The sequence below is a fragment of the Burkholderia sp. BCC1996 genome (assembly GCF_905339955.1).
GTDB lineage: Bacteria > Pseudomonadota > Gammaproteobacteria > Burkholderiales > Burkholderiaceae > Burkholderia.
Genome location: NZ_CAJPHM010000026.1, coordinates 20,228 through 32,334, shown reverse-complemented (window position 1 = coordinate 32,334; position 12,107 = coordinate 20,228). Strand labels below are relative to the sequence as shown.

Genomic DNA, 12,107 nt, shown 5'->3' with positions numbered 1-12,107 from the left:
TACCCATGACCTTGCCCATCGGCGCGCCGCGCGAATGGAACGGACAATTCGAGGAAGCCCTGTTTCTGGACGTCGCACGACGCCATCGCCCCGGCTTCCCTGACAAACTGGCGACGCCGCCGCGCGAGCCGCACGGCGCGGACGAGCTCGCCGCCGTCGCCGACTACTACACGAAGATGGCGTCGCACGACCTGTTCATCGTGCAGGTCGTCGCGAAGGCGATCGACACGCTGTTTCGCGATGACCCGCATTTCCAGCTGATCCTGTCGCGCCAGCTCGGCGACGACGGCGCGCACGCGGTGATCGGGCGCGAGCGCGTGACCGAACTGACGGGCCGCGATCCGCTGCCGAAGGTCGAGCGGCTCGTCGCCGCGCACTGGGAACGCATCGGCGACATCGCGGTGCGCGACGTCGCGGGCTTTCTCGCGTTCGAATGGCATTACGAGCTGCACATCCTCGCGAAGCTGTGGATCCAGCGCAAGACCGGCCGCATCGCCGACGGCGCGATGCGCGAGCACGGCGAGAACCGGATCCGTCCGGACGAGGAGTGGCATCGCGTGCAGATCGTCCAGTGGTGGTTCGACACGTTGAACGCGCTGCCGCCCGCCGAGCGCGACGCGCTGGTCGACCGCGTGATCGCGGCCGACGAGGAAACCCAGGCGCGGCTCGACGGTTATCTGCATGACGAATACGCGCACACCGCGCACGTGTTCGGTGCGGATATCGCCGAATACCGCGCGATCTACGACGACTGGCGGCGCGAGATCCTGTCGCGGCTGACCGGCCGCCGGCTCGGCGCGCTGGTGCCGTTGTCGGGCGAAATCGTTGCGCACGAAACCGTTGCACAGGAAGCCGTCGCATGAACGATCCCCGCGGCCCGGCGACGCTGGCGCCGGAAATCGACGCACGCGCGCTCGACGCCGATGCGCTGGCGCGTGCGATCGACGCGCTGCGTGCGACGGCTGCCGAGCGCGACCGCGCGGGCGGTCACGCGGCCGACGAAAAGCAGCGGCTCGCCGACGCGGGCCTGCTGACGCTCGCGGTGCCGCGCGAATTCGGCGGACAGGAAGCCGAGTGGCCGGCGATCTACGACACGATCCGGCGGATCGCGCGCGTCGACAGCGCGCTCGCGCATCTGGTCGGGTTCCAGATCCTGCAGGTGGTGAGCGTCGACGTGTGGGGCAGCGCGGCGCAGCGCGAACGCTATCTGCGCGGCACGGTCGAGCATCGCTGGTGGTGGGGCAATGCGGTCAACCCGCTCGACACGCGGCTCGCGGCGACCGCGACGCCGGACGGCGGCTACCGGCTCGACGGCGTGAAGGGCTTCTGTTCGGGCACGCGCGGCTCGCAGCGGATGACCGTGTCCGCGCACGATCCGGAAACGGGCCGCGCCGTGTTCGGCGTGGTGCCGACCGATCGTGACGGGATCACGGTCAACGAGGACTGGGATCCGATCGGCCAGCGCCAGACCGACAGCGGCAGCGTGCGCTTCGACGGCGTGACGCTCGCGCCGGACGAGGTGCTGCACCGCTCCGAGACGCCGCCGACGCCGCGCGCGACGCTGCGCACGCTGGTGTCGCAGCTCGTGCTGACGAACCTGTTCGTCGGGCTCGCGGAAGGCGCGCTGGCCGAGGCGCGCGACTACGTGCTGAAGCACGGCCGGCCGTGGATCAACGCGGGTGTCGCGCAGGCGAGCGACGATCCCTATACGCTGCAGCGCTTCGGCGACATGCGCGTGCAGGCGGTCGCGGCGGCGGCGCTCGCCGACCGCGCGGCCGTCGCGTTGCAGCGCGCATGGTCGCGGCATGACGCGCTGACGGCCGACGAACGGGCCGAGGTGGCACTCGCCGTGTCGGACGCGAAGATCGTCGCGCAGCGCGCGGCGCTCGAGAACGGCGAGGCGCTGTTCGACACGTGCGGCGCACGTGCGACGGCCGCATCGCTCGGCCTCGACCGCTTCTGGCGCAACGCGCGTACGCATACGCTGCACGATCCGCTCGACTATCGGCTGCGCGACGTCGGCCGGTTCGCGCTGACGGGGGAATTGCCGCAGGCGTCGCTTTATACGTAGCGTCGGCAAACCGTCCGGCGTCGCCATGCCGCTCGGTGCGGCTTGCCGGCGATAGCCGACGCCCGCGCCCGCGTCCTTGCGGGACTTCGGCATTTCTGCGCGAACCGTGCAATCACCATTCCGCTGCGCTCGCACCCGGCCGCCAGCCGATGATGGCGCAGCGCATTCAGTCGGTACGACCCGGGAAGATCGCGTAAACCTTCCCCGAAGGCGCCTGTACGACCGACGCACCATCGGCGATCGGTCCCGTGTTTTTGTCGACCGCGTGCTGGCGCCCGGGTGTCCTGAAGCGCCACGCACCGGGGTAGTCTTCGCGCAGCCCGCGCACCCCGAACGTGACTTCGGTGCCGGCCGGGTAGGCGATGTTACCGACGCTCGCCGCACGCGCCAGCGTCGCGTAGTCGAACGCGAGAACGGTGCGTTCCCGATCGAGTCGCAGTTCGGGGTGACGCAGCGGTAGCGATGACAATTCGAACACGTCGCCTTCCGCGACCCTGATCTCCCAATAGTCGTTGTCGCGCATGCCGTCCCCATAGGTGGTGGTGCTTCTCATGACGCGCGACCCGGCGGGTACGACACCGCCGGCCACGCGATTGCCGTCAGCCAGGTGGCATGACCAGAGCGTCCTGGTCCGCGCATCGTTGCGCAGCACGATCTTCAGCGGCGCTTTCGAACCGCAGGTCCAACCATCGATCGTCCGGGGCCTGGTGGTGGTGAGCGTCAGTGCGGTGAGGGTGGCGAGGTCCCGGTCGTTGCGCGGCGCTTCATCGTCGAATTCCGTCCCGACCGTCAGCGCGACGGCCGCAATGCCGTAGACATCGACCGCATGCGGAAACTCGGCTTTCTCGATCGAGTTCATGTCGCCGGCAGTCGAGAGCGACAGCCGCGTGCCGGGCGGCATGTCGATGCCCAGCAGACGCTCGCTCTTCACGAGCGCGGGATGCTTCGCGGCCTCTTCCTTTCTGATGTTCGCCTCGGCCTGCAGCCCGATCGCCACCATCGAGACGACGAAGCTGCTCGTCACGCACAGGGCGGCGAAGATGGCGGTGGAGCGTCGCCGATATACACGAAACGATCGTCGTACAGGCGGAAACAGCGCCAGCGCAACGATCCAGAGCACGACTGAGACGGCCGCCAGAAACGAAATGCCGAGAACGATGAAGAAGGTGCCGGAGAAAATCGGAGCGGGAATCATGAGACAGGCGAACGACCGAGCGGAATCATTGTTGGAATGGCCGCGGTAGACCGGGGCGTGCCGGCATCGTCAAGTGAAGGGTGCCGCCGCCGGCGTGGCCCGGGTGGCGAACGACATTTCAGGATCTTGTACGAACGGACGTCATTGTAGTGTTCTGGCGCCTGATCCGAAGACAGCGGTGCGCACACCGTTGTCTTTTCGCCTGCCTAGATCGGCAGACGCACCGTCTGCTTGATGCGCTTCAGCGGAATCTCGGTTTCGACGTTGCGTACGCCTTCGATCTGCGTGAGCGTCTCCATCTGAAAGCGCTGATAGTCGTCGAGATCCTTCGCGATGACGCGCAGCAGATAGTCGTAGCTGCCGGCCATCAGATGGCATTCGAGCACTTCCGGCGCCTGCTCCATCTCGCGCGCGAAGCGCTCGACGGTCGTCTTGTCCTGGCGTTCCAGCGTGACGCGCACGAAGGCCGTGAACCGCAGCTCGACGGCCGCCGGGTTCAGCAGGGCGACGTACGCGTCGATCACGCCCTGTTCCTCCAGCAGGTGAACGCGGCGCAGGCAGGGCGTGGGCGAGAGGCCGGCCTGCTGCGCGAGTTCGGCGTTCGTCTGGTTCGAGTTCCGTTGCAGCGCACGCAGAATGCGCCGATCGATGGCATCCAGCTTGATTGGCATTTTTGACTACCGATGAAGTCGATATTGGAGAATAACGCCAAATCGTGCCTCGAAAGTAGCCGACTTCGCAGCCATTCTCCACGGCAAGTTGCCGATAATCCGATGACTGCCCGGCTCATCGGACGCGCGCGATTCCCGCCCGTCCCGCCTGGCGCCGCTTTCAGGAGAGTTCCGATGCCGCACGTAGCCTGGTTGCCGTTCATGGCCACTTCCCTTCTGATCATTCTGACGCCGGGCCAGGACATGGTGCTCGTGATGTCGCGCACGCTATCCGGCGGCACGCGGGCGGGCCTCGTGACCGCGGCGGGCGTCAGCGTCGGGCTGCTCGTGCATACGATGCTCGCGACGCTCGGGCTGGGTGCGCTTCTTCAGGCATCCGAATGGCTGTTCACTGCGTTGAAGATGATCGGCGCGCTGTATCTGCTGTACCTCGGCATCACGCTGCTGCGGTCGTCGGGCGAGCTGACGCTCGCGAGCGGTCGCGACGCGCCGGCGTCCGGGTTGCGCACGTTCGCGCAAGGCGCGCTGTCCAACGTGTCGAATCCGAAGGTCGCGCTGTTCTATCTCGCATTCCTGCCGCAGTTCGTCCCCGCGGGCGCCGCGCATCCGATGCTGTCGCTGTTCGTGCTCGGCACGACGTTTGCCGGCCTGACGTTTCTCGTCAAGGGGCCGGTCGCGCTGTTCGCCGGCCTGCTGTCGACGTCGATCCGGCGCAATCCGCGCATCCTGAGCCGCATGCACCGGGTGAGCGGCGCGGTCCTCCTCGGGCTGGGCGTGAAGCTGGCGTTCGAGCGTCGTTGACGATGCTCACTGCGCCGGCAACGCGTCAGCCAGCGCGCGCATCGCGTCCGCCGTCTCCGGATTCGCCGGGAAAAACGCCTCGATCGCGAGCTCCGACAGCGTGACGTCGACCGGCGTGCCGAACACCGTCGTCGTGCTGAAGAACGTCAGTTCGCCGGCTGCCGTGCGCAGCCGCAGCGGCACCGCGATGTCCGCGTAGTCGGCGCGTGCCTGCGTGTCGGCGGGCTGGCCGGCCGGTGCCGGATAGTTCGCGAGTTCGTCGCGCAGCGCATGCAGCGTGCGATCGCCGCTCGCGTCGATCTGCCGTTGCAGCCGGTGCAGGATATGCGCGCGCCATTCGTGCCAGTTGACGATCTGCGGCGCGAGGCCGTCCGGATGCAGGCTCAGCCGCAGCACGTTGACGGGCGGCCGCAGGAGCGCCGGATCGGCCTGCGCGACCAGCGCGCCGAGCATCCGGTTCGCGGCGAGCAGCGTCCAGTGGCGATCCACGGCGAGCGCCGGGTAGGGCTCGTGGCCGCGCAGCACGGCTTCGACCGCCTGGCGCGCCGCATCGAGCTGCGGATCGGAGAACGGCCGCTCGCGAAACAGCGGCGCATAGCCGGCCGCGACGAGCAGCGCATTGCGCTCGCGCAGCGGCACGTCGAGGCGCTCGGCGAGATGCAGCACCATCTCCCGGCTCGGCTGCGCACGCCCCGATTCGACGAAGCTCAGGTGCCGCGCGGACACCTCGGCCTCCAGCGCGAGCGCCATCTGGCTCAGGCGGCGGCGTTGACGCCAGGTGCGCAGCAGCGAGCCGATACCGGACGCGCGGCCGGCGGACGGGGGCAGCGATTGGAGGGTGGCGGTCGAGTTCATGACGAAGATGATAGGCAATCCCGCGCGCGCCGGGCATTACCTGCGAGGTAAGCATTCCGGATCGGTGTGCAGCGCCGATGCTGCCCGCTGCCTGCGCCCGATGGGCAACTCGATCGACGAATCGGGGAACCGGCCGCTCGGCAGTTGCGCGAGCACGTACGCCCGGCTGAGCGCCGGGAAGATCCGGCCCGTCGTCACCGGATCATGCCGAACGCCTTGCGGATCGGCATGCCGGTGACCGACGGCGTCGCGCGGTCCGCATCGTTGAGCGTCGTGACGACGGACAGCGGCGCCCGGATCCAGTAGCGCACGGCGGTGCGGCGCGCGCGATGCCGGCGAGTTTGATCGGAAGATCTCTAGAGGTGCGCCGATTGCGTGCTTAATATATGTCGTCGTATGACATGGGCCAAAACTTACCTGCAACGAGGGCGTGCGGACACCTTGGGTTTTCCCTTCGGACGGCCGCGGGAGAGGCAAGAATTTCCTGCTTGTGCCGAATGGATAGGGGTTTGTGGCCTGCGGTCGAGTAACTGTGGAGCGACGGGAATATCGCCATGTCGTCAGCAGACATCATATCTGTTGGGCTACAATGAGCGAACCATTCCCGAACCACGGAGCACACCCATGCAACTGACTGGAGAGATGCTGATCGGCGCCGACGCGGTGGCCGGCTCGGCCGGTACCCTGCGCGCGTTCGACCCGACGAAGGGCGCGCCGATCGATGCGCCGGCCTTCGGCGTCGCGACGCAGGCCGATGTCGAGCGCGCGTGCGAACTCGCGCGCGACGCCTTCGACGCGTATCGCACGCAGCCGCTCGCGGCCCGCGCGGCGTTTCTCGAGGCGATCGCCGACGAAATCGTCGCGCTCGGCGACGCGCTGATCGAACGCGCGCACGCCGAAACGGGCCTGCCCGTCGCGCGGCTGCAGGGCGAGCGCGGCCGCACCGTCGGCCAGCTCCGGCTGTTCGCGCGCGTCGTGCGCGACGGGCGCTTCCTCGCCGCGTCGATCGACCCCGCGCAGCCCGCGCGCACGCCGCTGCCGCGCTCGGACCTGCGGCTGCAGAAGGTCGGGCTCGGGCCCGTCGCCGTGTTCGGCGCGAGCAACTTCCCGCTCGCGTTCTCGGTGGCCGGCGGCGATACCGCGTCGGCACTCGCGGCCGGCTGCCCGGTGATCGTGAAGGCCCATGAGGCGCACCTCGGCACGTCCGAGCTGGTCGGCCGCGCGATCCGCGCGGCGGTGGCGAAATGCGGGATGCCGGCCGGCGTGTTCTCGCTGCTGATCGGCCCCGGCCGCGTGATCGGCGCGGCGCTCGTCAGCCATCCGGCGATCCAGGCCGTCGGCTTCACCGGGTCGCGGCAGGGCGGCATGGCGCTCGTGCAGCTCGCGAACGCGCGCCCGCAACCGATTCCCGTCTATGCGGAAATGAGCAGCATCAACCCGGTCGTGCTGTTTCCGGCCGCGCTGGCCGCGCGCGGCGACGCGATCGCGATCGGCTTCGTCGATTCGCTGACGCTCGGCACCGGCCAGTTCTGTACGAACCCGGGTCTCGTGCTGGCGGTCGACGGCCCCTATCTCGATCGCTTCGAGTCCGTCGCCGCACAGGCGCTCGCGAAGAAGCCGGCCGGCGTGATGCTGACGCGCGGCATCGCCGACGCGTATCGCAACGGCCGCGGCAAGCTGGCCGAACTGCCGGGCGTGCGCGAAATCGGCGCGGGCGAGGCGGCGCAGACCGAATGCCAGGCAGGCGGCGCGCTGTACGAAGTCGCCGCGCAGGCGTTCCTGGCCGAGCCGGCGTTCGGCCACGAGGTGTTCGGGCCGGCGTCGCTGATCGTGCGCTGCCGCGATCTAGACGAAGTCGCGCGCGTGCTCGACGCACTCGAGGGCCAGCTGACGGCCACGCTGCAACTGGACGCCGACGACAAGCCGCTCGCGCGCCGCCTGCTGCCGATCCTCGAGCGCAAGGCCGGGCGCCTGCTCGTCAACGGCTACCCGACCGGCGTCGAGGTGTGCGATGCGATGGTCCACGGCGGGCCGTTCCCGGCGACGTCGAACCCGGCCGTCACGTCGGTCGGCGCGACCGCGATCGACCGTTTCCTGCGGCCCGTGTGCTATCAGGACTTCCCGGACGACCTGCTGCCCGAAGGGCTGCAGGAACGCAATCCGCTCGACATTCCGCGGCTGCGGGACGGGAAGGCGGAGTGATGGCGCAGGACGACTGAAGGCCGCGTCCCGGGAGGGGCGCGTTCCGGCAAGGTTGAAACAAGGCGGCGCACGGTGCCCACGGGTACCCCGCCGCCTTTTTGATGGAGGGCCGGTTTTGCTCGATTAGAGAGCGGGGGGCATCGAATGATGCTTCTCATGATGCGCCGCCTTGACGAGATGGATGGCGGCTTCCACGCCGCCGGAATTTCTCCTACATTAGCGAGGCCTCGGACCCGCCGGTCCGCAGGCGAGCCTGAGAGACCGACAAAAACCAACAAGGAGCCCTCCGATGAATATCAGCAAGCGTGGCGACCACCTGTTCGCGGCCGGATTGTGGAAAGCGATCGGCGACGTCGCGAAATCGGTGCGCACCCAGATCGGCGAGACCAGCGAAGGGCGCGTACTGGCCAATGCGCTGTTCGAATTGCAGCGCGACCTGGGCGGCAGTGAATTCGACGTGACGATCAATCAGGGGCGGCCCGTCACCGGCGCCGATCCGCATTCGCTCGGGTTCGGCCAGGCCGTCAAGCGGTTCCGGCTGGACATGGAGGCGCTGGTGTTTGCGCTGAAGCATCGCCGCAGCATCGACGAGCGCGATCCGGGCCTGCGCACCGAGGCGCTGATGCAGGCCAACAGCCAGCTCGCGACCGCGAAACAGTATGCGACGCTCACGCTCGGCCGATTTTTCGATGCGGTCGTGGATCCTGACGTGCTGGATCAGATTCTTGCCGACGATCCGAACACGCGCTTCCGGCGATCGGCGGCCGGCACCGATATCGCCGCGACCCGTCTCAGGCTCGGCAGCCTGCGCTACCGGATCGTCGGGACCATCGCACAGATGTAATGAAAACGGCCGGCCCGCGAAGCACGGGGCGGCCGTCGAAAGGGGGAGCGCCGGGCGGAACCGCCGGTCCCGCGCGGGCCGGCACGCACTGGATCGCGTGCCGTTGGTCAGCCCGCCGCTTACTGCGGGCCCATCTTCTTGATCAGCACGTCGAGTTCGGCCATTTCGGCGTCGGTGAGGTCGACGAGCGGCGCGCGCACCGGGCCGGCGTCGTGGCCGACGAGCTTCGCGCCCGCCTTCACGATGCTGACCGCGTAGCCCGCGCGACGGTTGCGGATCTTCAGGTACGGCAGGAAGAACTCGTCGAGCAGGCGGCCGACCGTTGCGTGGTCGTCCTTCGCGATCGCTTCGTAGAATGCCATCGCCGTCTTCGGGATGAAGTTGAACACGGCCGACGAGTACACCGGCACGCCGAGCGCCTTGTACGCGGCCGCGTAGACTTCGGCCGTCGGCAGGCCGCCGAGGTACGCGAAGCGGTCGCCGAGGCGGCGGCGGATCGTGACCATGCTCTCGATTTCGCCGACGCCGTCCTTGAAGCCGATCAGGTTCGGGCAACGATCGGCGAGGCGCTCGAGCATGTCGGCATTCAGCTTCGAATTCGCGCGGTTGTACACCACGACGCCGATCTTCAGCGCGCTGCACACCTGCTCGACGTGCTCGGCGATGCCTTCCTGGCTGGCTTCGGTCAGGTAGTGCGGCATCAGCAGCACGCCGCTCGCGCCGAGGCGCTCGGCTTCCTGCGCGTATTCGATCGCGACGCGCGTCGCGCCGCCGGCGCCGGCCAGGATCGGCACCTTGCCCTTGCAGGTTTCCGTCGCGACGCGGATCACGTCCGAATACTCGCGCTGCGTGAGCGAGAAGAATTCACCGGTGCCGCCGGCCGCGAACAGCGCGGTCGCGCCATACGGTGCCAGCCATTCCAGACGCTCGGCATAGGTGGCCGGGCGGAAGCTGCCGTCCACGTCGAAATCCGTCAGCGGAAACGACAGCAGGCCGTGGGAAATGATCTGTTTGAGTTCTTGCGGTGAAGTCATGGTTGGGTCGTCCGTCCAGCGCGAGTGCTGATGGGTTCGTCGGGTACGGCATCCGGGCCATATTGGCGATGTCGTTGTATGTCATCGTACAACGCGGAAAAGCGCGGCGCAAGCGGTTTGCCGGCCGGCGAGAGATAGGGTCTTTCCGGATAAGGGTTTACGCAGCATCGCGGCTTGGTGTTGAATGTCATATGATGACTAACGATTTGACCGGTAGCCTCCCAGGAATTCCGATGACTGCTTCCCCGCTTTATATCCGCGTGCACCCGGACGACAACGTCGCGATCGTCGTCAACGACGGCGGCCTGCCCGAGGGCGCGACGTTCGCCGACGGCCTGACGCTGCGCGAAGGCGTGCCGCAAGGGCACAAGGTCGCGCTGGTCGACCTCGCGGCCGGCGATCCGATCGTCCGCTACAACGTGGTGATCGGCTACGCGCTCGCCGAGCTGCGCCGCGGCAGCTGGGTCAACGAGCGCACGATGCGCATGCCCGAGCCGCCGGGGCTCGACGACCTGCCGCTCGCCACGCGTGCCGCGCCGCCGCTGGCGCCGCTCGAAGGCTATACGTTCGAGGGCTTCCGCAATGCCGACGGCTCGGTCGGCACGCGCAACATCCTCGCGATCACGACGACCGTGCAATGCGTGTCGGGCGTCGTCGAGCATGCGGTGAAGCGGATCAAGGACGAACTGCTGCCGCGTTACCCGAACGTCGACGACGTGGTCGGGCTCGAGCACACATACGGCTGCGGCGTCGCGATCGATGCGCCCGATGCCGACATTCCGATCCGCACGCTGCGCAACATCAGCCTGAATCCGAACTTCGGCGGCGAGGTGATGACGGTGAGCCTCGGCTGCGAGAAGCTGCAGCCCGAGCGCCTGCTGCCGCCGGGCTCGATTCCGGTGGCGGCCGACGGCGCGCCGGACAACGGCGGCGTCGTGTGCCTGCAGGACGCCGCGCACGTCGGCTTCAACTCGATGATCGACTCGATCATGAAGATGGCCGAATCGCATCTCGAACGGCTGAACCGCCGCCGTCGCGAAACCTGCCCGGCGTCGGATCTCGTCGTCGGCGTGCAGTGCGGCGGCAGCGACGCGTTCTCGGGGCTCACCGCGAACCCGGCGGTCGGTTTCGCGGCCGACCTGCTCGTGCGGGCGGGCGCCACGATCATGTTCTCGGAGGTGACCGAAGTGCGCGACGGCGTCGCGCAGCTCACGTCGCGCGCGGCGAACGAGGACGTCGCCCGCGAGATCATCCGCGAGATGGACTGGTACGACCGCTATCTGCAGCGCGGCCGCGTCGACCGCAGCGCGAACACGACGCCCGGCAACAAGAAGGGCGGCCTGTCGAACATCGTCGAGAAGGCGATGGGCTCGATCGTGAAGTCGGGCAGCGCGCCGATCGCCGGCGTCGTGCGTCCCGGCGACCGGGCGCGGCAGAAGGGGCTGCTGTACGCGGCGACACCGGCGAGCGATTTCATCTGCGGCACGCTGCAGCTCGCGGCGGGGATGAACCTGCACGTTTTCACGACGGGGCGCGGCACGCCGTACGGCCTCGCGCAGGTGCCGGTGATCAAGGTCGCGACGCGCAGCGATCTCGCGCGCCGCTGGCACGACCTGATGGATCTCGACGCGGGGCAGATCGCCACCGGCGCGGCGTCGATCGAGGACGTGGGCTGGGAACTGTTCCGGCTGATGCTCGACGTCGCGAGCGGCAAGCGCCGCACGTGGGCCGAGCAATGGAAGCTCGCGAATGCGCTGACGCTGTTCAATCCGGCGCCGGTGACCTGACGCGCGCCGCGACGGCGGCAGACGATGCGATGCGGGCGCCTTCGGGCGCCCGTTTTTGATGGTGGCGGCGGGTTTGCGGTTCGGCGCATGCATGCTTTCCGCGGCCGGCACGAATTCCTTACCTCGCACGTAATCGACCGCCCACGCGAGGCCGGCGACGATGGTGGCACGCGAACACGAAACGTTTGCGACATCGTCCCCCCATCGACACAAGGAGCCTCGCCATGAACACCGCCCAAACCGCCCAGTCGGCTCACGCCGACCTGATCGACCGCTATTTCGATGCCTGGAACGAGCCCGACGTCGCACGCCGGCGCGCGCTGATCGATGCGACCTACGCGAGCGACGCGGCCTATCGCGATCCGCTGATGGCCGGCGACGGCCATGCGGGCATCGACACGATGATCGCCGCGGTGCAGGAGCGTTTCCCCGCGTATCGCTTTCGCCGCACGACCGACGTCGACGGATTCGGCGAGCACCTGCGCTTCTCGTGGGCGCTCGTGTCGCCCGACGGCGCGGCGGTCGTGAAAGGTTCGGACTTCGGCACCGTCGATGCGTCGGGCCGCCTGAAGTCGGTCACGGGTTTCATCGACGAAATGCCGGCCGCGGCGTCGTGATACGAGCGACGCATGCCCGGCGGCGGCCGG

Annotated in this window: 11 protein-coding genes and 1 pseudogene; 7 read left to right on the top strand and 5 right to left on the bottom strand. The window is 68.3% G+C overall.

What is annotated here, in order from left to right; all coding sequences use genetic code 11:
- Positions 1 to 5 precede the first annotated feature (5 nt).
- Together U4Z64_RS29880 and U4Z64_RS29875 are read left to right on the top strand one after the other, a co-directional pair.
- A complete protein-coding gene (locus U4Z64_RS29880; RefSeq protein ID WP_321821851.1) occupies positions 6 to 863 on the top strand; it encodes a hypothetical protein in 858 nt (285 codons plus the stop codon).
- Positions 860 to 2,071: an acyl-CoA dehydrogenase family protein gene (locus U4Z64_RS29875; RefSeq protein ID WP_321821850.1), complete on the top strand. Its 1,212-nt coding sequence runs from the start codon at positions 860 to 862 to the stop codon at positions 2,069 to 2,071. Before U4Z64_RS29880 ends, U4Z64_RS29875 begins: the two co-directional genes overlap by 4 nt.
- A gap of 166 nt (positions 2,072 to 2,237) precedes the next feature.
- Here U4Z64_RS29875 and U4Z64_RS29870 read toward each other — a convergent pair whose 3' ends face one another.
- Together U4Z64_RS29870 and U4Z64_RS29865 are read right to left on the bottom strand one after the other, a co-directional pair.
- A complete protein-coding gene (locus tag U4Z64_RS29870; RefSeq protein ID WP_321821849.1) occupies positions 2,238 to 3,266 on the bottom strand; it encodes a hypothetical protein in 1,029 nt (342 codons plus the stop codon).
- 206 nt (positions 3,267 to 3,472) lie between these two features.
- Positions 3,473 to 3,937 (bottom strand): Lrp/AsnC family transcriptional regulator, encoded by a 465-nt coding sequence (locus U4Z64_RS29865; RefSeq protein WP_044845745.1) that lies wholly within the window; start codon positions 3,935 to 3,937, stop codon positions 3,473 to 3,475.
- A 174-nt stretch (positions 3,938 to 4,111) separates the two neighbouring features.
- Here U4Z64_RS29865 and U4Z64_RS29860 point away from each other — a divergent pair, with 174 nt between their 5' ends.
- Positions 4,112 to 4,738, top strand: coding sequence for a LysE family translocator (locus tag U4Z64_RS29860; protein ID WP_321821848.1), 627 nt, complete (start codon positions 4,112 to 4,114; stop codon positions 4,736 to 4,738).
- A gap of 6 nt (positions 4,739 to 4,744) precedes the next feature.
- Here U4Z64_RS29860 and U4Z64_RS29855 read toward each other — a convergent pair whose 3' ends face one another.
- Positions 4,745 to 5,593 carry a helix-turn-helix transcriptional regulator gene (locus tag U4Z64_RS29855; RefSeq protein ID WP_321821847.1) on the bottom strand — a complete coding sequence of 283 codons (849 nt, stop codon included), beginning with the start codon at positions 5,591 to 5,593 and terminating at the stop codon, positions 4,745 to 4,747.
- A gap of 132 nt (positions 5,594 to 5,725) precedes the next feature.
- Positions 5,726 to 5,939: pseudogene (locus tag U4Z64_RS29850) on the bottom strand (MFS transporter); the annotation flags it as partial.
- 278 nt (positions 5,940 to 6,217) lie between these two features.
- Here U4Z64_RS29850 and U4Z64_RS29845 point away from each other — a divergent pair.
- Both U4Z64_RS29845 and U4Z64_RS29840 read left to right on the top strand, forming a co-directional pair.
- Positions 6,218 to 7,795, top strand: coding sequence for an aldehyde dehydrogenase (NADP(+)) (locus U4Z64_RS29845; RefSeq protein ID WP_321821846.1), 1,578 nt, complete (start codon positions 6,218 to 6,220; stop codon positions 7,793 to 7,795).
- A 289-nt stretch (positions 7,796 to 8,084) separates the two neighbouring features.
- Entirely contained in the window at positions 8,085 to 8,639 is a 555-nt protein-coding gene (locus U4Z64_RS29840; protein ID WP_044845741.1) for a hypothetical protein, read from the top strand.
- Positions 8,640 to 8,758: 119 nt separating this feature from the next.
- Here the strand turns inward: U4Z64_RS29840 and kdgD are convergent, their stop codons facing one another.
- Positions 8,759 to 9,673, bottom strand: coding sequence for a 5-dehydro-4-deoxyglucarate dehydratase (gene kdgD, locus U4Z64_RS29835; protein ID WP_321821845.1), 915 nt, complete (start codon positions 9,671 to 9,673; stop codon positions 8,759 to 8,761).
- A gap of 233 nt (positions 9,674 to 9,906) precedes the next feature.
- Here kdgD and garD point away from each other — a divergent pair, with 233 nt between their 5' ends.
- Together garD and U4Z64_RS29825 are read left to right on the top strand one after the other, a co-directional pair.
- Entirely contained in the window at positions 9,907 to 11,460 is a 1,554-nt protein-coding gene (garD, locus tag U4Z64_RS29830) for a galactarate dehydratase (protein WP_044845739.1), read from the top strand.
- 224 nt (positions 11,461 to 11,684) lie between these two features.
- Positions 11,685 to 12,077 (top strand): nuclear transport factor 2 family protein, encoded by a 393-nt coding sequence (locus U4Z64_RS29825; protein WP_321821844.1) that lies wholly within the window; start codon positions 11,685 to 11,687, stop codon positions 12,075 to 12,077.
- Positions 12,078 to 12,107 lie beyond the last annotated feature (30 nt).